At 67.4% G+C, this 22,424-nt stretch carries 22 protein-coding genes and 2 pseudogenes; 9 read left to right on the top strand and 15 right to left on the bottom strand.

What is annotated here, in order from left to right:
- Position 1 precedes the first annotated feature (1 nt).
- The 6 genes from BM424_RS28595 to BM424_RS26010 form a co-directional block, all read right to left on the bottom strand.
- Positions 2 to 400, bottom strand: coding sequence for a hypothetical protein (locus tag BM424_RS28595; protein WP_175548271.1), 399 nt, complete (start codon positions 398 to 400; stop codon positions 2 to 4).
- Positions 309 to 737, bottom strand: a complete 429-nt coding sequence (locus BM424_RS29935) for a transposase (protein WP_139274167.1) — start codon at positions 735 to 737, stop codon at positions 309 to 311. Before BM424_RS29935 ends, BM424_RS28595 begins: the two co-directional genes overlap by 92 nt.
- Before the next feature lie 62 nt (positions 738 to 799).
- Positions 800 to 1,618, bottom strand: coding sequence for an ABC transporter ATP-binding protein (locus BM424_RS26025; protein ID WP_093423280.1), 819 nt, complete (start codon positions 1,616 to 1,618; stop codon positions 800 to 802).
- A gap of 65 nt (positions 1,619 to 1,683) precedes the next feature.
- Positions 1,684 to 2,751 carry a FecCD family ABC transporter permease gene (locus BM424_RS26020; RefSeq protein WP_093423516.1) on the bottom strand — a complete coding sequence of 356 codons (1,068 nt, stop codon included), beginning with the start codon at positions 2,749 to 2,751 and terminating at the stop codon, positions 1,684 to 1,686.
- Complete coding sequence (locus BM424_RS26015) at positions 2,751 to 3,749, bottom strand: FecCD family ABC transporter permease (protein ID WP_217649843.1); 999 nt, start codon at positions 3,747 to 3,749, stop codon at positions 2,751 to 2,753. The genes BM424_RS26020 and BM424_RS26015 overlap by 1 nt, the downstream gene beginning before the upstream one ends.
- 27 nt (positions 3,750 to 3,776) lie before the next feature.
- Positions 3,777 to 4,904, bottom strand: coding sequence for an ABC transporter substrate-binding protein (locus tag BM424_RS26010; RefSeq protein WP_093423274.1), 1,128 nt, complete (start codon positions 4,902 to 4,904; stop codon positions 3,777 to 3,779).
- A gap of 229 nt (positions 4,905 to 5,133) precedes the next feature.
- Between BM424_RS26010 and BM424_RS26005 the strand changes: the two genes are divergently transcribed.
- Both BM424_RS26005 and BM424_RS29015 read left to right on the top strand, forming a co-directional pair.
- Positions 5,134 to 5,346, top strand: coding sequence for a hypothetical protein (locus BM424_RS26005; protein WP_093423271.1), 213 nt, complete (start codon positions 5,134 to 5,136; stop codon positions 5,344 to 5,346).
- A gap of 1 nt (position 5,347) precedes the next feature.
- The gene (locus BM424_RS29015; protein WP_175548275.1) at positions 5,348 to 5,494 is read left to right on the top strand and encodes a hypothetical protein; all 147 of its coding nucleotides are present in this window, start codon (positions 5,348 to 5,350) and stop codon (positions 5,492 to 5,494) included.
- 146 nt (positions 5,495 to 5,640) lie between these two features.
- Here BM424_RS29015 and BM424_RS26000 read toward each other — a convergent pair whose 3' ends face one another.
- Positions 5,641 to 6,201, bottom strand: coding sequence for a Chromate resistance protein ChrB (locus BM424_RS26000; RefSeq protein ID WP_093423268.1), 561 nt, complete (start codon positions 6,199 to 6,201; stop codon positions 5,641 to 5,643).
- A gap of 854 nt (positions 6,202 to 7,055) precedes the next feature.
- On the opposite strand from BM424_RS26000, the gene BM424_RS25995 reads away from it, so the two are divergent.
- From BM424_RS25995 to BM424_RS25970, 7 genes and pseudogenes are all read left to right on the top strand, one after another.
- The gene (locus tag BM424_RS25995; RefSeq protein ID WP_093423263.1) at positions 7,056 to 8,621 is read left to right on the top strand and encodes a type I 3-dehydroquinate dehydratase; all 1,566 of its coding nucleotides are present in this window, start codon (positions 7,056 to 7,058) and stop codon (positions 8,619 to 8,621) included.
- Between the two features lie 30 nt (positions 8,622 to 8,651).
- Positions 8,652 to 9,872 (top strand): acyl-CoA dehydrogenase family protein, encoded by a 1,221-nt coding sequence (locus tag BM424_RS25990; protein WP_093423261.1) that lies wholly within the window; start codon positions 8,652 to 8,654, stop codon positions 9,870 to 9,872.
- A 44-nt stretch (positions 9,873 to 9,916) separates the two neighbouring features.
- On the top strand, positions 9,917 to 11,194 hold the full coding sequence (locus BM424_RS25985) for an MFS transporter (protein WP_217649842.1): 1,278 nt from the start codon (positions 9,917 to 9,919) through the stop codon (positions 11,192 to 11,194).
- A gap of 534 nt (positions 11,195 to 11,728) precedes the next feature.
- Positions 11,729 to 12,118, top strand: a pseudogene (locus tag BM424_RS29930) (SulP family inorganic anion transporter); the annotation flags it as partial.
- 182 nt (positions 12,119 to 12,300) lie between these two features.
- A complete protein-coding gene (locus BM424_RS29925) occupies positions 12,301 to 12,453 on the top strand; it encodes a SulP family inorganic anion transporter (RefSeq protein WP_425442078.1) in 153 nt (50 codons plus the stop codon).
- Positions 12,454 to 12,459: 6 nt separating this feature from the next.
- Complete coding sequence (locus tag BM424_RS25975; RefSeq protein WP_139274165.1) at positions 12,460 to 12,942, top strand: SulP family inorganic anion transporter; 483 nt, start codon at positions 12,460 to 12,462, stop codon at positions 12,940 to 12,942.
- 108 nt (positions 12,943 to 13,050) lie between these two features.
- A complete protein-coding gene (locus BM424_RS25970) occupies positions 13,051 to 13,725 on the top strand; it encodes a carbonic anhydrase (RefSeq protein WP_093423255.1) in 675 nt (224 codons plus the stop codon).
- 193 nt (positions 13,726 to 13,918) lie between these two features.
- Here BM424_RS25970 and BM424_RS25965 read toward each other — a convergent pair.
- The 8 genes and pseudogenes from BM424_RS25965 to BM424_RS25930 form a co-directional block, all read right to left on the bottom strand.
- Positions 13,919 to 14,101, bottom strand: a pseudogene (locus tag BM424_RS25965) (hypothetical protein); the annotation flags it as partial.
- 142 nt (positions 14,102 to 14,243) lie between these two features.
- On the bottom strand, positions 14,244 to 15,821 hold the full coding sequence (locus tag BM424_RS25960) for an ABC transporter ATP-binding protein (protein WP_175548272.1): 1,578 nt from the start codon (positions 15,819 to 15,821) through the stop codon (positions 14,244 to 14,246).
- Complete coding sequence (locus tag BM424_RS25955; RefSeq protein ID WP_245776136.1) at positions 15,818 to 16,624, bottom strand: ABC transporter permease subunit; 807 nt, start codon at positions 16,622 to 16,624, stop codon at positions 15,818 to 15,820. Before BM424_RS25955 ends, BM424_RS25960 begins: the two co-directional genes overlap by 4 nt.
- Complete coding sequence (locus BM424_RS25950) at positions 16,621 to 17,568, bottom strand: ABC transporter permease (protein WP_093423250.1); 948 nt, start codon at positions 17,566 to 17,568, stop codon at positions 16,621 to 16,623. Before BM424_RS25950 ends, BM424_RS25955 begins: the two co-directional genes overlap by 4 nt.
- The gene (locus BM424_RS25945) at positions 17,568 to 19,064 is read right to left on the bottom strand and encodes an ABC transporter substrate-binding protein (RefSeq protein ID WP_093423247.1); all 1,497 of its coding nucleotides are present in this window, start codon (positions 19,062 to 19,064) and stop codon (positions 17,568 to 17,570) included. The genes BM424_RS25950 and BM424_RS25945 overlap by 1 nt, the downstream gene beginning before the upstream one ends.
- A 38-nt stretch (positions 19,065 to 19,102) precedes the next feature.
- Complete coding sequence (locus BM424_RS25940) at positions 19,103 to 20,380, bottom strand: MDR family MFS transporter (protein ID WP_093423244.1); 1,278 nt, start codon at positions 20,378 to 20,380, stop codon at positions 19,103 to 19,105.
- On the bottom strand, positions 20,377 to 21,507 hold the full coding sequence (locus tag BM424_RS25935; RefSeq protein WP_245776135.1) for a PLP-dependent cysteine synthase family protein: 1,131 nt from the start codon (positions 21,505 to 21,507) through the stop codon (positions 20,377 to 20,379). The genes BM424_RS25940 and BM424_RS25935 overlap by 4 nt, the downstream gene beginning before the upstream one ends.
- Entirely contained in the window at positions 21,504 to 22,232 is a 729-nt protein-coding gene (locus BM424_RS25930; RefSeq protein ID WP_245776134.1) for a Rossmann-like domain-containing protein, read from the bottom strand. The genes BM424_RS25935 and BM424_RS25930 overlap by 4 nt, the downstream gene beginning before the upstream one ends.
- Between the last annotated feature and the right edge of the window lie 192 nt (positions 22,233 to 22,424).

Below are 22,424 nucleotides of genomic sequence, written 5' to 3'. Positions count from 1 at the left end.
GCTAATTTGGGTCCCGTGGTCGACGCTGGCAGGGGTTTTTCTCAGCCACAGACGCGGCCGTTGATGTGCGATAATCGCTGAGGGCTTGGGTGACAGCACGAAGGAAATACTCAGCAGAACTTTCGACGGCGCGCATTTCGCGATCGGCTGGCTGTTGCTGGTCAAGTCGATACGCATTGGTGAGGTTCGCCGTCAGCATGGCCGCATCAGAGGCAATGCGCGCCAAGGGTTGGCTTTCCGCTTCCTCCGTCATGATGAGCTCGAAGGCGGTATAGATCGAGCGAAGTGCCAGCAAGCGCAGGCCTGTGTCAGCACCATGCACCGTGTGGACCATGTCGTTGTAACCCGCCAGGAAGTCCGCGAGCCCATCGGGCGGGTCGTCGTTGGGATCGGCGAGCACCGGCAACCTCCTCCAGGGTCAACCCCGCGACCCGCGATCGCGGCGTAGCGGGCTTTGGGGGCACCACCTCCTTCTTCAGCAGCTCGGTCGCTCGCCGATACACCGCCAGCTCGGCCTCCAACTCGGCGATCCTCTTCTTCGCGGCGGTCAGCTCGGCCTTCTCCGCGCTGGTCAACCCGGACTCCAGGCCCCGGTCGTTCCGATCCTGTCGCCGCCAGGCGTAGAACGTCTGATCGCTGATCCCCAGATCATGCGCCACGTCGGCGACCTTGCGGCCAGCGTCGATCACGTCCAGCACCTTCCGCCGGAACTCCGGCGGATACCCACGTCGTCCCATGCCACCCTCAATCCAACAATCGGACTCTGTCAAACCCGGGGCAGACCAGTCGACGAGGCCATTCAGCGGGTGCGGCGCGACTCTTGTGAAGGGTTCCGGGTGAGCAGTTGGTAGGGCAGGCATTGGGGGCTGCCGTTCCGGGGGTCGTGGACGATGTCGGCCTCGACGCCGAAGACGTCGCGGAGCATGTCCTGGGTCATGACTTCGTGCGGTGTTCCGGCGGCGTAGATCGCGCCCTCGCAGAGGGCGATCATGTGGTGCGAGTAGCGGGCGGCGTTGTTGAGGTCGTGCAGCACCATGACGGCGGTCTGGCCCTCGTCGCGGTTCAGGTCGGCGAGCAGTTCGAGTACCTCGAGCTGGTGGGCCATGTCCAGGAACGTGGTGGGCTCGTCCAGCAGCAGCGCGTCGGTCTGCTGCGCGAGGGCCATGGCGATCCAGGCGCGCTGGCGCTGGCCGCCGGACAGCGTGTCCAGCGCCCGGTCGGCGAACTCGGCCACGCCGGTGATCTCCAGCGCGCGGGCGACTGCCCGCTCGTCGGACCGGGACCACTGCCGCAGGAAGCTCTGGTGCGGGTAGCGGCCCTGCGCGGCCAGTTCGCGGGCGGTGAGCCCCTCCGGGGCCCGCGGGTCCTGCGGCAGCACGCCCAATCTCTTCGCGACCTCGCGCGTCGGGAGATCGGTGATGGCCTGGCCGTCGAGCAGGACGGTGCCCGCGCGGGGTTTCAGCAGGCGAGCCATCGCGCGCAGCAGCGTGGACTTCCCGCAGCCGTTCGGACCGATGATCGAGGTGATCCGGCCTTCCGGTACGGCGACGGAAAGATCGGCGATCACGGTGGCTTCGTCGTAGGCGAGCGTGATCCGCTCCGTCCTGAGCTCGCTCACGGCTCTCGCCTCCCCAACAGGAACACTCGCCCTCCAGACGCTCTGTGAAACCGGAACCTCGAGACCTACTTGTTCCTGCTCCGGTGGAGCAGGTACAGGAAGAACGGTGCGCCGAGAACCGCCGTCACGATTCCGGCGGGAATCTCCACCGGGGCGAAGAGGGTTCTCCCGACGAAGTCCGCGCCGACGACGATCGCCGCTCCGGTCGCCGCCGCCACGGGGATGAGGGCTCCGTAGGACGAGCCGACCAGCTGGCGGGCGATGTGCGGGGCCATCAGCGCGACGAAACCGACCGCTCCCGCTGTGGCCACCGCAGTGCCGGCCAGTCCCACGCTCGCCAGGAGCAGCAGCCCGCGCGTCGTCTCGACGCGCAGCCCCAGCACCCGTGCGACGTCGTCGCCCAGGTTCATCGCGTTGAGCCGACGGGCGAGGAACAACGCCAGCGGGAGTAGGACCACCAACCACGGCGCGAACGACTGGAGCTCGTCCCAGCCGCGACCGTGGACGCTGCCGGCGAGCCAGATCAGGGCGAAGGACACCTGCTGCATCTCGCCGATGGTGATCATGAGCGTGGTGCCGGCGGCGGCGATCGCGTTCAGCCCGATTCCGACGAGCACCAGCCTCACCGGTGAGCTGTTCCCCCGCCACGCCAGCGCGTACAGCAACCCGGCCACGAGGAACGCCCCGCCCAACGCCGCCGGCTGCAGGTAGGCGGTGGCTGCCGCGGGCGCGGCCACGATCAGGCTCACCGCGGCCAACGACGCCCCGGCGTTGACGCCGATGATGTCCGGCGCGGCGAGGTCGTTGCGCGTGAGGCCCTGCAGCATCGCCCCGCTCACCGCCAGCGCGGCTCCCACGGCCACGGCGACCAGCGCGCGGGGCAGCCGGAGGGTGTTGATGACGAACGCTTGACCGCTGTCGTCCGCGAGACCGAGGAGCGTGCGCACGACCTCGAGCGGCGGCACCGGGTAGGCGCCGTACCCGACGTTCGCCACGCCTCCCGCGAACGCGGCCGACGACAGCGCGAGGAAGACGAGTGCCGCGCGCAGGTTCAGCCGCAACGAGACCGGTCCGGCTCGCAGCGCGGCCTCACCGGTGTTCGTCCGGGAGGCGAGGGACCTCAGCCGTGCCATCACTGCGGTGCCCTGCAGCGCGCCAGGTAGATGAAGAACGGGGCGCCCAGGAGAGCGGTCGTCACGCCGACCGGGATTTCCTGGGGCGCCAGGACGATTCGCGACACGATGTCGGCGCCGAGGAGCACGATCCCTCCGATGATCGCGGAATAGGGCAGGATCCAGCGGTAGTCCAGGCCGACGAAGAAGCGCACGGCGTGCGGCACGACGAGCCCGATGAAGCCCACCGGCCCCGCCACGGCGACCGCGCTGCCAGCCAGGAGCACCACCGAGAGCACGGCGAGTGATTTGGTGAGCGCGGTCTTCTGACCCAGCCCGCCGGCCACGTCCTCGCCGAGCATGAGCGCGGTGATCTGACGGCTCAACGCCAGCGCGCTCCCTAGCCCGACGAGGACGTACGGCGATATCTGCTGCAGCAGTGCGAGGTCGCGCCCGAGCACCGAGCCGGCCAGCCAGAACCGGATCGTGTCCATCGTCTGGTCGCTGAAGATCAGCGTGGCCGTGGTGAACGACGACAGGAGCGCCGCCAGCGCCGCCCCGGCGATGGCCAACCGCATCGTGCCCATCTGGCCGCGGCCGGCCGAACCGATCCCGTACACGAGCACGGCCGCGACCGCCGCCCCGACGAAGGCGAACAGCGCGAACGTCGTCGACGAGGTCGCGCCGAACACGAACACCGTGATCACCACGGCGAAGGACGCTCCGGCGTTGATCCCAAGGATCCCGGGATCGGCCAACGGGTTGCGCGTGATCCCCTGCATCAGCGCACCGGCCACGGCCAGGCAGGATCCGACCAGCGCCGCGCTGAGCGCACGCGGAACCCGGATCGTGCGGACGATGAGGTCATCGCGGGACCCGTTGAAGTCCGCGAAGGCCCGCACCACGTCCGTCACGCCGATTCCGGCCACCCCGAAGTTGAGGCTGATGACGAGGCTTGCGGCCAGAACCGACGCGCAGACCGCCAATCCGAGGAGGAGCGCGTACCGCGATCGCAACACTGAGATGATCCTGCCCGGCCGGGACGACTAGTTCGGCTGTTGCGGTTGACCGGCGTTCGCCGGAGCTCGCTCGTAGAGCAACCTGGTCGCCTCCTCGGCGATCAGTTCCATGGAGACGAGTCCCCTGGAGCGGGTCCACAAGGCCCGATTCACCGAGTGGACGTCGCCGGCCGCGACCGCGCTGAGGTTCTGCCACACCGGTGCCGCTTCCCAGTCCTTCGTCGTGGTCTTCGCGTCGGTCATGACGAACAGCACGGCCGGGTTGATCTGCGCCAGCCCTTCCAACCCGACCGAGGACGAATCCGAGTTCTCCGGGTAGGCCGCCGCCTCCGGGGCGTACGTCACCCGCACCCGGCGGAGGATTTCGGCCACGTACGACCCCTCTCCCAGAACCTGCGCAGTGCCGTGATCCCGGGGGATGACGGCCAGAGCATCGCGTCCACCACCTTGGGGAGCGGTTCGAGCGAACTCGTCCAGCCGACCGTTCAGGCGGGTGATCTCCGCGTTCATCTCCGCCGGCTTGTTGATGGCGTCGCCGACCTTCCGAGCCACGTCCAGCGTTTCCTCGTACCCGGCGTAGCGGGCGGTGAACACGACCGTGGGCGCGATCGCGCTCAGCTCGTGGTAGATCCCCGCGTGGCGTTCGTTGTCAGCGATGATCAGGTCGGGTTTGAGCCTCGCGATCTGCTCCAGGTTCGGCTCCGAACGGGACCCGACGGACTCCCACTTGCCGATCCGGTTCCGCACCTCGGGGATCAGGTTCTCCGGATCGCCGTCGTCGACCGCACCGACCGGGGTCACCCGGAGAGACGCCAGCATGTCCACGTAGGGGAACTCGAGCGCCACGATGCGCTGGGGCTTGTCGGGGACCGCGCTCGCACCCAGGTCATGCGCGACCGTTCGGGTCGGCGCCGGTGCTTCCTCTCCGCCTCCGCCGCCGGTGGCGCACCCGGCGAGCAGCACGATGCTCAGCACCAGTGCGGAGATCGCCCCCCAACCGCGTTTTCCCCAATGTCCGATGCGATGACTCATCTCGAGCAGACTCCGTTCTGGACGCGATCGCCGCATCCTCATCCGGCACCGGAAACGGGCCGGGCGGTGAACGGCCCGAACGGTTTCGGAGGTGATTTCCGACCGGCGCGCGATGCCGTTCAACTCCCAGCGCACGATGCCCGTGATCTTCTGCGGGAACCTTGAGCGAGGGACGTGCGAGTATCAACGACCCGAGGACGAAACGGACGGGATGCGTGACCGCCGGGTCGATTTGAGATACGAGCGGAGTTTAGGTGTCGGTCCACGAAAGCGCGGAGAACGATCGAGGGTTATCTATGAAAAATGACGGCGGTTAGCATTCCTCCGTGACACGAGCGCAAATTCGCGTTTCGTGCCCACGTTCATCACCGCCGGCCATCGCTCAGGAGATCGTGGAGCGGGAGACCGAGCTTTTGTCGGCGAAGCTGTCCTGTGCGAGGGCGTCGGCAACGTCGCCGCCGGCGCGGGCGGCCTGGGGGACGCAGTCGCGGATGGCCGCACCGAGTACGACACGATCGACTACAACGAAGCGTTGAACGTCAAGAGTGCGCAGGCCGGGCGCTGACGTGGAAGAACTGGACACCGAGCTCAAGGGCCACCCGGAGAACTTCACCGCGACCTGCCAGTGGCTCCGGGAGGCCTCGGCCAACATCGAGCAGGCCGAGCAGAGCTACCTCAAGCCCGTGGCAACTCCGAAGGCGGCTGGGCGGTGACGCCTGGGACGCGTTCCGTGAGATCGCGTTTCATGGTGCGCGGATGGTCGGGGACACCGTGCAGATGGTCTCCGGCGTGTGCAGCGTGGGGGAGCAACGAAGGTAGGAAAGACGCTGCCCAAACTGTCTCCGGGCGCTTCCTGTGGTCACTGGCTGTCCTCGGCGAGGTAGACTTGATCGGCGAAGACGTCGAGCGCTGCGACGCAGGCCTGCAGCGCCTCCTCGGCAGCGGTCCGGCGGTCGGCACCGAGCGAGTCCCGGAGGCGGACCTTGTCGAACCAGCCTCGCAGCTTAGTGAGGTCTTCGTCGTTCTCCTCCAGTTCCGCGTAGGTGAATTTTTCGGCGGCGGTCTCCTTGTCTATCTCGGCCTGGAAACCGTGGCACCGGTCGATGATCTCCTGGTACTCCTCGTTGCGCTTGGCGTTGTAGGTCGCGACGACCTCGCCCATGCCGCCCAGAACCTCGCAACGCATCAACTGGGCCGTGCCGCCGAGCTCCCCGATGTCCTTGCGCAAGGAGCGCAGCGCGCGTTCGTGGGACGTCGACTCGGGCAGCACTGCGACGGAGTTCTGCAGGTAGACCGCGCCGATGGTCTTGAGCCTCCGCCATACGCTCGCGCGCAGCCGGGTCGGTTCGCGCGGGACTCGGTAGATGAGTAGTAGCCACCCTGGCGGAGTGTTTTCACGGTCAGCGGAGTCCTCGGTCACGCCATCAGCTTGCCATCATGCGGTCGGCGCCGTCATGCATCGGTCGCGAGTTCACAAGGCCATCGAAGTTGCACCGACAAGCTAACCGCAGTTAGGATTCAAACAGAACCGGCGAGACGCCCTCGGCGTTCGAACGGGACTTTCACTTATGTGCTCCGGCCTGGCGGAGACTCCGTCCGTTCAACGGGACGATCCGACGGTCACGCATCAAACACCTTTCGTTGCCGGGTCATTGATGCTCGCGGGACTCTGCGTCAACATTTTCGCTGCAGAACGATCTGCGAACTCGGTGAATGCGACCACCACGCAGCTCGGCATCGCAGCTCGCGATTCTTGATGTCGATTTGGTTTCTCCTCTTGACCGTCTACCTTGGGAGTCTCATGGTGACGTTTACCATCGGCCGACCACTTCCGGACGAGGAGCCACAGCACACGCGGGAGGTCCGTCCCGCTGGCCTTTCGGGTGCAGCGAAGCCGCGTTTCGAGCCGTCCTCGCTCGATGCGTGCACTTCCTGGCCGGTTTCGCAATCGCGCCGTTCCTGGTCGTCATGTGCCTCACGGGTCTGGATAACGAGTTCACCCCGCAGAACGTCAATGCGATGCGCGGTGGCCGCCCACATCACCGCGGGTATGGCGCGAACTGCCGAGAACGACGCTGTGCGCAGTTGTGCTGGCCGCCGGTCTCCACGTCTGGGCCATGCCCGTCCTCGGAGTAGCGCTGGTCGGATTCCTGATCCTCGACGCCGTCATTAACACCGCTTAGCACGCGATTCAAACGCGTAACTGAAGCACGCCTTTCGGCACCGACGCCATGGTTTGGTCGGCGATTCATCGACAGCATCGGTGCGCTTCGTGTGTGTGCTGAGAAGTCTCCAATTGCCATTCTGCAACACGCATGCCGGGAGGCTACGTTGATCCACGTTGGTACAGAGAAGTGGGACAGCGCTGCGATTAACGCGGGGTTGACCAGGCCACTGTCTCACGGTGACTTCGAGTGGGACGCGCTACGGCACGAACCAGATCTGGTTGAGGTTCGGGCTGATCTCGTGGGTGAGGTAGACACTTCCTGGTTGCGGGATCGTTTCGATGGTTGTCTCGTGTACTGTCTTCGCAGCCGTGAGCACGGTGGTGCCTTCGAGGGGTCGTCGCAGCAACGATGCGCCCGGCTGCTGGCCGCGTCCGAGCACTACGACGTGGTCGATCTGGAGGCCGAGCACGACCTGGTCCCGGAGTTGCTGGAGCGGATTCCGGTGACGCAACGTCGCATTTCCTGGCACGGAACCGCCGCCGAACACGGCTTGCTGCACCAGCACTTCGACCGCATGGCCGCCGTGGGAGCTGGGCTTTATGTGCTCACGACGGCCGTATCGCGGCCTGAGCAAGCCTTGGCGCCGCTGCGGTTCCTCGGCGAAATCGGGCGGCCGGACGTCACCGCGTTCGGCACCGGCGCCGCCGGGTTCTGGAGCCGCCTGCTGGCTCCCTGGCTCGGTGCCCCCGTCGTGTTTGGTGGGTTGGATGGTAATGACGCCGAGGTGCCCACTGTCGACCAGCTGGTGGCCGACTACGGCTTCCCCCGGCTACGCCCATTGAGCACTGTCTACGGCATCGTCGGCCGTTCGGTTTTGGCATCGGTGTCGCCCCGTGCGCACAACGCCGGCTATCGCGCGCTCGGTATCCCCGCGCTGTACTTGCCGTTTCAGGTCGAGGATTTCGGGGGCTTCTGGCGAGAAGTCGCTGAGTCTGGCTTGACTGAGCTCGGTCTTCCGCTGCGGGCGGCCACTGTCGTGGCCCCGCACAAGGAGTCGGCCCTGGCCACGGCTCGCACGGCCAGTCCCGCGGCGGACAGTTCCGGGTCGGCGAACTCGCTTGTCCGACGAGGGAAGACCTGGCACGCCGACACCTCTAACAGTCCCGCGATTAGCAGAGCCCTTGCCAGCATCGATGCACCCGTGTCTGGCCGCAAGGCCGCTGTGATCGGATGCGGTGGTGCCGGGCGCGCTGCCGCCCTCGCGCTCGCCGACTGCGGCGCCGATCCCGTGCTCGTCAACCGTGATCACCATCGGGGGCGGTCAGTCGCCGAGACGCTCGGCTTTGAGTTCATACCTCTGGACGAGTTCCGCGCGGATGGATTTTCGCTCCTCGTGCATGCGACACCTGTGACCGAGCGGGTTCCTTTTCACATGGATGACCTTGCGGACGACGCGGTCGTTGTCGACATGGTTTACGCCCCGGGCGAGACCGCGGTCAGCAGCGCGGCGCGCGAGCGCGGACTCACCGTCGTCGACGGGTGGGACGTGCTCCTCGCCGACGCCAGTTGCCAGTTCCACTTCATGACCGGTCAGCACATCCCCACCGAACAGACCCGCGCGCTACTGAAGTCTGGGCGAAAGTCCCCGCGCGACGGATCTCCACGTTGCTGACTCCTCGAACTCAGACAGAAAGGAATTCGCGTGCTCATCGACGACACCTTGGAACCAACGTGGCTGCAAGGTCTCAGCTCTCGAAATCGGGAACTGCTCGGGCGCGTCGGAGAAGTAGCCGAAGCTTGCGCCGAGCGAGCGGACGAATACGACCGGTTAGCGGTGTTTCCCAGCAAGGACTTCGACGATTTGGCCGCCGCCGGCCTGAACGCTGCCACAGTTCCCAGCGAGCATGGCGGGCTGGGGCTCGGGCCGCTGAACGGTGACACGCTCCCGCTGTGGCTGATGACCAAGGAGCTGGCCAAAGCGAACCTCTCGCTCGGCCGATGCTGGGAAGGGCACACCAACTCGCTGGTGCTCCTCAACGCGCTGGCCTCCGACCAGCAACAAGCTCGCTGGTTCGACGGAATCGTGCGCGGCGGCGAGAAGTGGGTCGCCTGGAGCGGGGAGCCGCAGGCGCGAAAGCCCGGTGAGGGCAATAGTTTCGGCACGAGCATCACCGCTGTCGACGGTGGATGGGTCCTGGACGGGGCCAAGGCCTTCGCCACCAGCGCGACGGGTGCGGACTGGGCCATTCTGCTGGTCAACACCGCCGGGCCGGGTGGCGCCCGCCATTCGGACGGCCCGGCCGAGGGGCTGCTCCTGCTGGCGTGCGACCTCTCCGACCCTGCGGTCACCGTTGACGATTCGTGGTGGGACCCGATCGGCATGCGAGCCACCGCGAGCCACGTGGTCGAGTTCAACCAGACCTTCCTGCCCGAGGAGAACCTGATCGGGACACCGGGCGCCTACCTGCACGAGGGCTGGCAGAGTGCCTTCACTCCCCACTACGCGGCCAGCTTCCTCGGCGCCGCCGAAGGCGCCTACGCCTACGCGCTCGAATACCTTCTCCGGCAAGACAAGACCGCCGACCCCTACGTCCAGCATCGTGTCGGGTCTATGGCGGTCAACATCGAAACCGCGCACCTCTGGCTGGCCCACGTGGCCCAGCTTTGGGACAGCGGTCGTCGCCTCGAAGCGCAACGCGCCGGTAACCGCGCCCGCCACCTCGTCGAACATCTAGCGCTGGACACGGTGGACCACTGCGTCCGCGCCTGCGGAGCCCGCAGCCTGGTTCGGCCCAGCCCCGTGGAACGCATCCTGCGCGATCTTACCTTCTACGCGCGTCACGACAACAACGATCACATCCTCGCGACGATCGGACGGGCAGCACTCGGACAGACCCACGACTCCTCGTTCTTCAAACCCTGACCGAATCCGGTCGCGCACTTCCGCACACTTGAAAAGGAGCGCTCGTGTCGATCACCTTCGATCGGTTCATGTCGGAGGGGGCGAAAGCAGGCCGCGGGGGTTCCACGCGGAGTTACCGCCGAAGGGTGATTACCTCGGCTTCGGTGGCGTTAGCCATGACGGCTCCTGGGCAGACCGCGGGCATCTCGGTGTTCGTCGACCCGCTCATCACATCCCTGCACGTGTCTCGTTCGTCGGTGGCCACGGCCTATCTGATCGGCTCGCTGGCGGGCGCGGTGGCGATGCCGCTGCTGGGAAAGGGGCTCGATCGTTTCGGACCGCGCCGGGTTATGGCCGTCATCGGATGTTGCTTCGGCAGTATCCTGCTGGCGGCCGGCACCGCTACCGAAATCGTGGGCCTGACCGCGGCCTTCGTTGGCATCCGCATCGGCGGGCAGGGAGCGCTGAGCCTCGTGGCCACCACCACCGTCGCGGTCTACGTACAGCAGCGCAAGGGCTTCGCGACGGGCGTCGTCTCGGCGATCGGCACCTCCGCTATCTCGCTGGCTCCATTGGTCCTCGAGCGGCTCATCGGCGAGCTCGGCTGGCGCACCGCCTGGCAGTTGGAAGGCTGCGCCGTCCTCGCGCTCACCGTACCGGCCGCGCTGCTGGTCCTGCCGCGGCGCGTGCGCGCAGAGGAGGACGCTACTGCGAGCCTCAGCACGGTCGAAGCCGGGCCAGCGCTCGCCACTGCCGACTGGACTCTCCGGCGCGTGAGCCGGACAGCGGTGTTCTGGGTCGTCATCAGCGGTGCGGGCGTGTGCAGCCTGGTGACGACCGCGTTGACCTTCCACCAAGTTTCCCTGCTGGGTGAACGTGGGCTAGACGTCGCCGAAGCTGCCGCGAACTTCATCCCGCAGCTGATCGCCGGACTGTTCGCCAGCTTCCTCGTGGGGTGGCTATCCGATCACATCAGTGACCGCGCGCTCACCATCGCCATCATGGCGATCCTCGCGCTCACCACGATCAGCGCAGCGTGGGTGCGACCTGGCTGGGCGGCCATCGGATACGGATTGGCACTCGGTGCCTGCACCGGCGGGGTGCGCACGCTCAAGGCGGTGGTCTTCATCGACCGCTTCGGCCCCCACCATCTCGGAGCTTTACGCGGCGTCGTGCACTCGGTCATCATCGGCGCTTCCGCACTCGGCCCACTCGTTCTCGCACTCGGCAGAACGTGGTTCGACTCCTACCAATGCGCACTGGCCGTCTTGTGCTCTCTACCGCTGCTAGTTATCGCAGCGGCATGCACGACCAGACCACCCGCGCGCAGGCACCACGCTTAGCAAGAACAGCAGTGATCTAGGTTGTGTCTTTGCTGAGAGAGTGCACGGCTGGCGCGGTGTTGGCCGCCCCGCCAGACCCACACAGGATTCACGTCACGTGCCTGCGTGGCCAGGGTCTTTCGGCTTGGCCGCGGTTCCAAGCAGTAGATTCGCGATCGGTACGGGAGGCCGCGGTCCCCCCAGCGCAACAGGGCGTAGACCGTGGCGAGCACGAGCAACACGACGAGCGTGGCCCGGTATGGCCGAGCGAGTTGGTGAGCCAGGCGGGGAGCGCCGGCGGTGGCGAGCGCGGTGATGACCGCGGACCAAGTGGCGGGACGATTGTGCGTAGCCAGGTGGTGAGCTGATCGGCCACAGGATGCCTCACTTCCCATCGGTGTCGATCTCCGCTCGCGCTCCTGCATTCTCTACTCGGCCTTTCCCAAGCATCCCGATACTCAGGGTAGTCCCGACTAATCCTTTTACGGTCTTGATCACGTACATTCTGACAGCGTTATTCAGGCCCTTTTCGTAATCGTTGAGGAACACTCGTGTATGGATCGCGCGTGTGAGGATCGACACGAGGTTCATCGGACGCCCGATGTGCCCATTGAGATTGGCGCTGGCCTGCTGCAGATCTTGCTGGGCATGTCCAAAGTTGCCCGGGTTGCGTTGGCGATTTCACCGGCGGTCGTGCAGGGGATGCTCGCCGGTATTGGCATCGTGATCGTCCTGGCACAAATCCATGTGGTGTTCGGCGGGCAGCCGCACACTTCGGCCCCGGAAAGCCTGGCCTCGCTGCCGGGCCAGCTGGCACAGGTGAACCCAACTGCCTTGGGACTGGGCGTTCTCACCGTCGGCGTGCTGCTGGTCTGGCCGCGATTGCCGCGACAGGTCAGCTCCGTGCCCTCGCAGCTGATCGCGGTGGTGTTGGCCACCGCCACGGCCTGGGTCGCAGGGCTGGATGTGCCCAGGGTGAACCTTCCCGATGACCTGTTGAACGACCACGTTCTACCCGCCTTTCCCGAGTGGGAATTGGGGCAGCATCGCGTTGGCCGTAGTGACCATGGCTCTGATCGCGAGCATCGAATCGCTGGTCTCGGCGATCGCGGTGGACCGGATGCACGATGGTCCGCGCGCCGACCTCAACCGCGAGATGGTGGGACAGGGTCTCCGGTGGCCTCAGCGGTCTACCGATCACCGGTGTCATCGTGCGCAGTTCCACCAACGTGGCCGCTGGCGCCCGCAGTCGTGTGTCGACGATTCTGCACGGTGTTTAAGTCATCTTGTTCGTGTTGCTAGCCGCCGGACTCCTCCGCCAGATTCCGACTGCGGTGCTGGCGGCCTTGCTGGTGATGATCGGCCTCAAACTGATCAAAATCAAAGAAATCCGTGCGCTGCAGCGTCATCGGGAGCTGCCGCTGTATCTGATTACGGCACTGGGGGTCGTCTGCCTGAACCTCATGGACGGTGTGCTACTGGGCCTCGGAACAGCGGTGGCGTTCACGTTGTTCCGGCTCACGCGGTGTACGGTCCGCACCGAGCATAAGGGCGAGCGGTGGCACGTGGTAGTCGAAGGTTCGTTGACCTTCGCCGTGGTGCCCAAGCTGTCCCGCGCTCTGGCCCAGATCCCGGCCGGGTCAAGCGTGGACGTTGACCTGGCTGTGGACTTCCTCGACCACGCCGCCTTCGACGCGCTGCACAACTGGCGCACGGCCCAGGAGCGTCTTGGCGGCAAGGTCGACATCGATGAGATCCACGAAGCCTGATACCACAACGCCTCCGAACACGGCGCAGGTGGACCCAAATCCACCCCGGCCAAGCCAGCCTTCCTGCCCCGTCCGACCCAGCAATCCGAGACGTCACCGGGACAGCAGATGCTCGCGGGCGTTGACGAGTTCCAGCGCACCGTGGCACCCAAACTCCGCGGCCTCTTCGAAGATTTGGCCGGCGGGCAGGCACCCTCGCAGCTGTTCATCACCTGTGCGGACTCCCGCATCGTGCCCCACCTGATCACCACCAGCGGTTCTGGCGATCTGTTCATCGTGCGCAACGTCGGCAACCTCGTGCCACAGCACCACGTCGACCCCACCACCATGGGAATCGACCACTCCGTAGCCGCTGCCATCGAATATGCCACCGAGGTGCTGGAAGTCACCGACATCACGGTCTGCGGCCACTCCGGATGCGGAGCCATTCGCGCGCTCATGGACGGCCACGGCGAAAACAGTCCCACTACCGGTCTGGACGCATGGCTCCAACATGGCACCCACACCCTGGCCCGATACCGCGTCGACACCACAAGCAACGACGAGCACGGGTCGATGTCGCACGAGAACCTATGTCGGGCCAACGTTGCCCAGCAACTGGACAACCTGCTCACCTACCCCGGAGTGCGGGAACGGGTGGACAACGGCGCTCTTCAGCTGACCGGGATGTACTTCGACATCGGCGCCGCCGAAGTCCAGTTTCTCGATGAAGCCACCGGTCAGTTCACCCCGACCGGCCAGCTGACTCCTCGTCAGCTCACCACCGCTAACGCGGACGACTGACCCCAACTCGCCACCGTGGGCCCGCACCCCAGGTCCCGGGCCCCTCCTACTCACGGTGCAGCTCGCTCCTCGGTACTTACGCCCCCTTTGGCCACGGCCGAAGTGGGCCTGCTTGATCCGATCCCGCCAGGTGAGGTTCCCCCGCTTTCACGGAAAGCCCCAAATCATGGTCCGATAGGATCGGAAGCAGCCATCAGTGAACGTTTTCCACTTTGGCACAGCCTGCATGAATAACGCTGCGGATGGCGTTGACGAGCCTGGTCGTCTGTCGTGGGCTGGAACGAATCTTGCGCAGGATATTCCAGGACTTGAGCTGGGCGTTCGCGCGTTCTCCCGGGCCACGTAGTCGGGCATGTGCTGTGTTGACGTCTTTTCGTTGGCCGACAGGCGCCGCCGACATTGGAGATGCCCGGCGGAGACAGGCTGTCCATCACGGCCTACAGTGCAGACGAGGACAGCCCCACCGCGGAAAGGTTCACACTCCTGGCAAGCTGGACCATCCCGTCGCGTGCCGTGGATCAGCCGTCCGTCACGTGCTGACCCCGGCGGAGTTTCCGGTCCGCTGCAACCAAGTTGGATGCCAACTCGGATCGCGGGGCGTTGAACAACTCACGTGGTGTGGTCGATTCGACGAGGCGACCGCCCTGCATGAGATGCACCTCGTCAGCCAGCGCGGACACCGCGGTGAAATCGTGGCTGATCAGCACGATGCTGGTGTGACACGTTGCTTTCACGGTAGCCAGTACGCGCAGCAGGTCGGACTGGTTGACCACGTCCTGCGATGAGGTGATCTCGTCGCAGATCAGCACCGATGGGCGGGCCAGCAGTGCGCGCGCCAGGGCCGCGCGCTGGAGCTGACCGCCAGAGAGCCCGGAGGGGCGCCTCAGAGTGTGCGCCGACTCCAGCCCGAGTGTGGCCAGCGCGTCTCCGGCCTCCCGGAGTGCGTCCGGGCGGGAAAGGCCTCTCAGGAGTTCCGCGGTTCTGGCGACCTGGTGCACCACTGGACTCCGCGTGTCGAACGCGGCGCGGTTGTCTTGGTGGATGTACTGCACGTGGCGGCGGTGTTCGCGAGGTCGTCGACGTGCCGTCGGGGCCAGTTCGACGTCGCCGAGGAGGATCCGGCCGGTGTCCGGACGGGTCAGCCCGGCCAGGCAGCGGGCCAGGGTCGTCTTTCCTGCTCCGGACCGCCCGATTATCGCGGCGCACCAGCCGGAGTGCACGGTCAGATCCACGCCGCTGATCAGAGGCGTGCCGTTCTTTGCCCGACGACCGATGTTGTCAACACGCAGCACAGGCTCAGGACCGGCCCGAGTGACGTCGGCATTGGCGGACAGGTGTCGCTCCGCTGCCGGGAGCTTTCTGATGTGGGCGTGGGTAGGCGCGGGCAGCGATCGCGTGGCTGTCCCGTGTTCGACGATCCGGCCGCCGTGCAAGACGAGCGTGTGGTGCGCGATCCTGCGGGTCAGTGCCAGGTCGTGGGTGAGCAGCACCAACGCCGTCCCGTTGGCCGCGAGAGCTGCCAACATGTCGGCGGTTTCGGATGTGGTGATGGTATCGGCACCCGTGGTGGGTTCGTCGAGGACGACGATGCCGGGTTGGGTGATCAGTGCTTGGGCGAGCGCGAAGCGTTGCTGCTGGCCTCCCGACAGTTGGTGCGGGTAGCGGCGCTGGAGGCCTGCTTCCGGGTTCAGCTGGGCTGCCGTCATCGCGTCCCGAACGGCGTGGTCACGTGTGCGGCGATCCGCGTGACGTAGTGCTGCTAGCTCGCGCAGCACGGTGCCAACGCGCCGCATCGGGTTGAGCACACCGGCCGGGTGCTGCGGCAACACCGCGGTCTTCCCGGCACGCACGCGGCGCCGCTGCGCATCCGTGCAGCCCAGAAGTTCGGTGTCGTGCAGCCGGACGCTGCCGGAAAGAGCGACGCCGGGTAGGGATTCGCCTTGCAACGCCAGTCCGAGCGTGGTCTTGCCGCTGCCCGACTCGCCGATGACCGCCAGCACGGTGCCCGGTCTCAGGTCCAGGTCGACGGTATTCAGCAACAAGTGGTCACCCGCGGCGGCGCGGAGCCCGCGCACGACGAGGATGGGTTCGCTCACGCCGCGACCTCGCTTCGTTTCGCTGCCGTGCGGTCGACCACGAGGTTGGCGCCGGTGCACAGAGCGACCAGCAACAACGCGGGCGCGACCACGGCGAGCGGTTGTAGGAACAGGGCTTCGCGATTGCGTTCCACCAGGACTGCCCAATCGCTGGCCGAGGCGGGCAGACCCAAGCCGAGGAAGTTAGCCGACGCCATCAGCTGCAACACCAGGATCAGTCGGCTGCCCGCGTCCACTGCCACCGGACCGAGCACTGCACGGCCGGTGTGCCATAGGTGAATCCGCCACCACGGTTCGCCTTGCAGGACCATGGTTTCCACGACCGTGCGACAACCCGGGGCCAGGGCGGCGCTGCGCGCCAGTCGCACGATCGCCGGGAGCTGCAGCACGGCGACCGCCACGACCAGGCTCGCCGCGCTCTGCCTGCCGGTCGCGGCCAGCACCAGCAGAACGAGAAGGCCAGGCAGCGCGAGCAGCACGTCCAGCCCGTGCAGCAATGCCTGGTCGATCCACTGCCGCGCCTGGCCGACCATCACCAAGGCCAGTGGGACGCCCGCGAGATAGGCCAGCGCCAGCGCCGCCCCGGTGAGCACGACGACCGTGCGCCCACCGGAGAGCACCAGCGCGAGCACGTCCCGGCCGAGCGCGTCGGTCCCCAGCAGGTGTGCCGAGTCCGGTGACAGCAGCGGACCGGCTTCCGACCGGGTGGTCCCGGCGAACACCGGCCCCAGCAGGGCCAGGCACAGCGGAATACCGAGCAGCAGCCATCCCGTCACGGCGCGCAGGAGGTTCGTCGTGGTCACACCACCACCTCCCGCTGCGGAATCAGCCGACGTGCCGCCACATCGGCGGCGATGTTGACCAGGACGGTCGTGAGCACGAACACCAGCGCATACCCCTGCACCACGGGAAGGTCGCGGGCTTTGACGGCGTCGACGAATCCCGATCCCACCCCGGTGAGCCCGAACAACGCCTCCACCACGACAACACCACCGAGCAGGCCGTCCACGGTTCGGGCGAGCTGCTGGACAGCCGGTGCGAGTCCGTTGGGCAGCACGTGACGCATCAGCACCGTCCGTTCCGGCACACCGAGCATTCGCAGGTGCGTCGCGTATCCGGCCTCGACCGCTTCTGCCACTCCGATCCGGATCTGCCGCGTCGGCGCGCACAACTGCTTGCACACCAGCACGGTGACCGGCAGCACCAACACCGCCGGCTCCTCGGCCAGCCAGAGACCCGACAGCCCGGCCGCGGTGGCGGGCAACCAGCCGAGCTGCAGTCCGAACAGGGCGACCAGCACCATGCCCAGGGCGAACTCCGGAATGGCGTCGAGCACGACAATCGCCGAGGTCAGCGCCCGGTCGGTGCGCGATCCCATCCGCACCCCGCTGAGCACCCCGATCAGCACCGCCAGCGGCAGCACGACCAGCAGCGTCAGCATGGCCAGCATCGTGGTGCTCATCAGTTCTCGACCGAGCTGCTCGCTCACCGATTGCCCGGTGAGCAGCGACGTCCCCAGATCACCTCGGGCCAGGCCTGCGACCCAGTCGAGGAACCGCTCCGGCCAGGGGCGGTCCAGGCCGAGCTGGTCGCGCAGTGCCGCCAGTTGCTGTTCGGTGGCGTTCTCGCCCAGCACGACCACCGCTGTGTCGCCCGGCAGCCAGGTAGTCAGCACGAACACGCCGGTGACGACCGCGACGACTTGCAGGAGTCCCGTGGCCAGCCGCCTGATCGCAAACTTCGGCATCAACCCAGCTCGGCGCGGTCGAACCGGGCCCAGTCCAGGGAGTTCGGCGTGGCCGCCCGCAAGCCCCGGACGTCGCCGGTGACCGCGACGTTCCAGTTGCTGAAGCCCCACACCATCAGCCCGCTGCGCTCGTGCGCGAGCTGCTGGGCCTGGGAGAGCAGCCGCGCCCGCTCTCCTTCGTCGGCGGTGGCCAGCGCCGTGCTGAACAGCGCGTCGAACTCGGGCGACTGGAAGTGGGTGTAGTTGTTGGTCCCGCTGCCGCTGGTCATCCGTTGTCCGAGGAATGCCGCCACCGGCAGGGCCGCGGTCCTGGTGTGCGCGGCCACGCCCTGTTCCTTGATGTCGGAGAAGTACGTCTCCGAAGGGCGCACCTGCGGGGTGACTCGGATGCCGATGTCGCCGAGCTGCTGGGCGATCAGCATCGCCGCCGGCTCGAAGTACGGGTCGGCGCCGCTGGTCAGCAGATCGAACGCCAAGCCCTCGGCACCCGCGTCGCGCAGCAGCGCCCTCGCGCGGTCGACGTCGCGCGGTCGCTGCGCCACGTTCTCAGCATAGTGGCGCAGTCCTTTGCCGAACAGATCGTTGCCCACGTCGCCCTTGCCGCTGAGAGCGACGTCGACGAGCGCCCGGCGGTCCACGCCGCGCAGGACCGCGTGCAGCACGCGAGGGTCGCGGAACGGTGCCCGGTCGACCTTGAACGCGACCGCCTGCATGGTACTGCGCTCGGCCGAGAGCAGCTGGGCCCGCTGATCGGCTTCGAGTTGGCGCGCAGCGTTCGCGCCGATGTCGTGGGCATAGTGCACCTGACCGGACAGCAGCGCCGCCACGCGGGCCGAGTCCTCGTTGATCGGCACGAACTCCAGTTCCGGCAGCGTCGGGGCGCCGGACCAGTGACCGTCGAAACGCGCGAACACCGCGCTCGCGCCCGGTTGGAAGTCCACGAAGCGGAACGGTCCCGATCCCACCGGGGCGTGGAAGTCGGTCGTGCCCGCCGGGACGATCTCGGCGCCTGGCGCGCCCCACGCCGACGGGAACTCGAAGTTGGGGCTGTTGAGCACCACTTCGAGCTCGGTGGCCGAGCGAGCGCGGCTGACGGCGAAGTTCACGCCAACGAATTGCTTGGCCGCAGCCGCCGAGGTGGCCGGGTCGGTGATGCGGCGGAAGCTGTAGAGCACGTCCTCGGCCGTCACCGGCCGGCCGTCGTGGAACCTGGCCTGGCGCAGCCGGATCAGCCACCGGGTGCCCGTCCCGTCGGGCTCCCACGATTCGGCCAGGCGCGGCACGACGCTCATGTCGTCTGCGTAGGCGACCAGCGTGTCGAATAGCGCTTTGGCCCGGGCCTGGTCGACGAACAGCGAGCTGGTGTGAGGATCCAGCGATTCCTTGGCGCCCGACGTCGGGAACGCCGCTCGAAGCCGACCGCCGCCCCCTGCTCCCGCACCGGCGCACCCGGCCAGCGGCAGAGCTGCCGCGGCACCCAGCGCCGTGGTCAGCATCCTCCGACGACTCCACAGTGGGCGCTTGCCGGTTTCGCTCATGCTCCTGCCTTCCTCTCATCGTTCCGGCACGGTGCCGGATTCCGCGTCAGCAGGCCTCGCCGGTGCATCACGGCGGTGCCCGCCGCACCGGCCAGACCCACCGCGCACAGCACCAGCCACGGCAACCAGCGCAGCCCCGGCGAGGAAAACGCGTCGAGCATCGCTCCGACGAGCCAGCTGACACCGGCCGCAACCAGGCTCGACACCAGGTAGTAGAAGCCGTAGTAGGTCCCCGCGAGCCGCTCGCTGCCCACGATCGGCAGCAACTCCATCGCGAACGGGTTCGTGATCGCCTGGCCGACGGTGAACAGCACGGTCGTCACGATCACCGGCAGCAGCACCCAGCTCTGGCCGGTCTCGCCCACCTCGCGCGTGGGCAGCAGCGGCCCGGCCACCATCAGCGGGACGAACGAGCACCCCATGCACGCCAACCCGACCGCCGTCGAGCGCCCCGACGACCAGCGCCCACGGCACCAGTTCGTGATCCGCACCTGGCCGAAGACTCCGATCACGGTGGAGACCACGAACACCACCGCGATCGCCCACGACAGCCCCGACACGCGCTGGGCTTCCAGCGGAATCGTCAGGTAGAGCTGGTTGTAGAGGCCGAAGTAGGCCGACAGCGACAACGTGAACGCCAGGAAACGTCGGTTGGTCACGACTTCCCGCCAGCTGCCGAGCACGCTGCTGCCCTGCGGTTCGACTTCCCGGTGCGGCAGCACCGCGATCTGCGCGGCGGTGAGCGCGGCGAAGGCCAGGCAGGCCACCAGCGCGACCGCGCGGAAGTCGATGCTCAGCAGCAACGCGCCGAGCAGCGGCCCGACCAGGGTCCCGGCGTGGGCGAACACGTTGAACACCGAGAACGCTTCCGCCCGGTGCTCGCCCGCCTCGTGCATCAGGTAGGTCCGCACGGCGGGGTTGAACAGAGCCCCGGCCAGTCCGGTCAGCACCACGGCCAGGACCAGGCCCGGCAGCGAGGTGAGCAAGGCGAACAGGCCGAAGGCCACCACCCGCAGCGCGCAACCGAGGATGATCATCGGCCGGCAGCCGATCCGGTCGGCGGCGGTTCCTCCCACGAGGAACATGCCCTGCTGGCTCAAGTTCCGCACTCCGAGCACGAGTCCGACCACGGCCGCGCCGTAGCCGAGGTCGTGGCTCATGTAGGAGGCGAGGAACGGCAGCAGCATGTAGAAGCCGACGTTGATCCCGAACTGGTTGACCACCAGCAACCGCGCGGGCGTGGACAACCGCAGGAAAGCTCCCTTGCTCGTCATGATGTCGCGCCCTCCTCGCACACCGGGCACCACTGCCCCGAGGTGGCTCGTCGGCAGCACGGATCAGCCACGGTGCGGCACCGCGCCCACCGCCGGCCCACGGCCTCGCGCGGGTGGTCCACGGTGGAGGGCATGGCGGCGCGTGCGACCAAGTCGTGGTGCCGGCAGAAGTCGTCGTCGTAGATGGACTCCCAGTACCGGTCCGGACCGTCGGGGAAGACCGCCACGACCCGATCCGAATCGAGTTCCCGCGCGCACCACGCGGCGACCATCGCGGTCGAACCCGTGCTCCAGCCACCGCTGACGAAGCTGCGCGCGGCCAGCCTGCGGCACGCGTCGGCCGCCTCGGCAGGCCCCACCCAGTGCACCTCGTCGAACTGGTCGTAGGCGACGTTGCCCGGGTGGATGCTGCTTCCCAGCCCGCGCATCAGGCGATGCCCGGGCACTTGGCCGAACAGGCTCGACCTCGGCGAGTCGACGCCCACGACGCGCACTCCGGGCCACCGCTTGCGCACCACCGAGGCGATGCCCGCGCTGTGACCACCGGTTCCCACGCTGCACACCACCGCGTCGAGCTCGTCGAACTGCACGGTGAGTTCGCGGCCCATCTCCCGATAGCCCGCTGGGTTGTCCGGGTTGTTGTACTGATCCGGCCAGTAGGCGCCGGGAATCTCCGCCAACAGCTCGTGCACCCGGTCCAGCCGTGCCCGCTGCCACCCACCGACCGGATGTGGTTGCGGGACGATCTCCACGCGGGCGCCGTAGGCGCGCAACAACCGCCGGGTCATCTCGTCGAGCTCGGAGTCGGCAACGATGACCACCGGATGTCCCAGCGCCGAGCCCACGAACGCCAGTCCCACGGCGAGGGTGCCGCTGCTGGACTCGACCACCGCAGCCCCGGTGCGGAGCTCACCGCGCTCGCGGGCGCCGCGCAGCATCGACAGCGCAGCACGGGCTTTCATGGTCGCCGGACCGACCGACTCCAGCTTCGCCCAGAACCCCGGGTGCGGTCGCGGAAGCGGTGTCGCCACGCGCAGCACTGGGGTGTCGCCGATGAGATCGAGCAACGACTCGCACTTCCTGCCACCCGCGACACCGTCGGCGGCGCCCTGCTGCAGCGGGATCACCCTAGACCCCCTCGGTAGAGGTGGACGTCGGTGTCGCCGCCGCTGAGCCAGAAGAACGGGTACGGCTCGGCCGACAGCCCCGTGATCTCCTCGCCCAGCATCTCGCGGAACACCGCGCTCCCGCTCTGGGCGAACATCACCAACGGCAGCTCCCGCGACCGGCACAGCGCGGCGATGGAGTCGAACGTGCCGTTGCCGAGCACCATTCCGGACGCGAGCACCGCGTCGGCACCGTCGATCGCGCGCTGGTGATCGGTGAGGACGGGTTCCTCCCACTCCGTCACGCCGCCCTTGAGATCGCAGGGCACGTAGTCGATCCCGCGTTCGCGCAGTGCCGCCAGAAGCGAGTTGACCACCCCGACCACGGCGACCCGCCCGCCTGCCGGCACTTCGACCAGCTCAGCCACAGCACGGGCACGCGCCGTGGACTTCTCCAGCGAGGTCCCCGCGGGCACTCGCACCGAGCGCGCCCGCGGGTGCCGCGCGTGCGGCACCGCATCCCCCAGGCAGGCGTCCAGCGCGGCCACCCGCACCGCCGTCACGGGGTGCCGCAGCAGCTCGGCCAAATCGGCCCCGACGATTTCGCGCACGACCTCGTCGTCGATCTCACCGGGCTCGACCGCGCAGGAGCCCACCGCTGAGCCCACCCGCACGCTCAGCACCGCGTTCACATAACCGCTGCGGCGCCCCACGTGCTGCGCCGCCTGCACGGTCAGGAAAGCCACCGATGTCTTCGCCTCGACGGATTTCCCGTCCCGATCACCGATCACGCGTTCCAACGCCGAATGAGCGCGCTGCCGCGGAAAAGGAAAACTCACAGACACAGTTGTCTCCACATCGCAAGAGGAACGGCCACGAAGCGCATGGCCCTATGCGATGCGGACAGCAACGAGACGAGCCCTCGACAGGCCCGAAAA

Origin of the sequence: Saccharopolyspora flava, from assembly GCF_900116135.1 — a bacterium.
GTDB lineage: Bacteria > Actinomycetota > Actinomycetes > Mycobacteriales > Pseudonocardiaceae > Saccharopolyspora > Saccharopolyspora flava.
The sequence above is the reverse complement of the archived record's forward strand: the minus strand, read 5'-3'. Positions and strand labels throughout refer to the sequence as shown.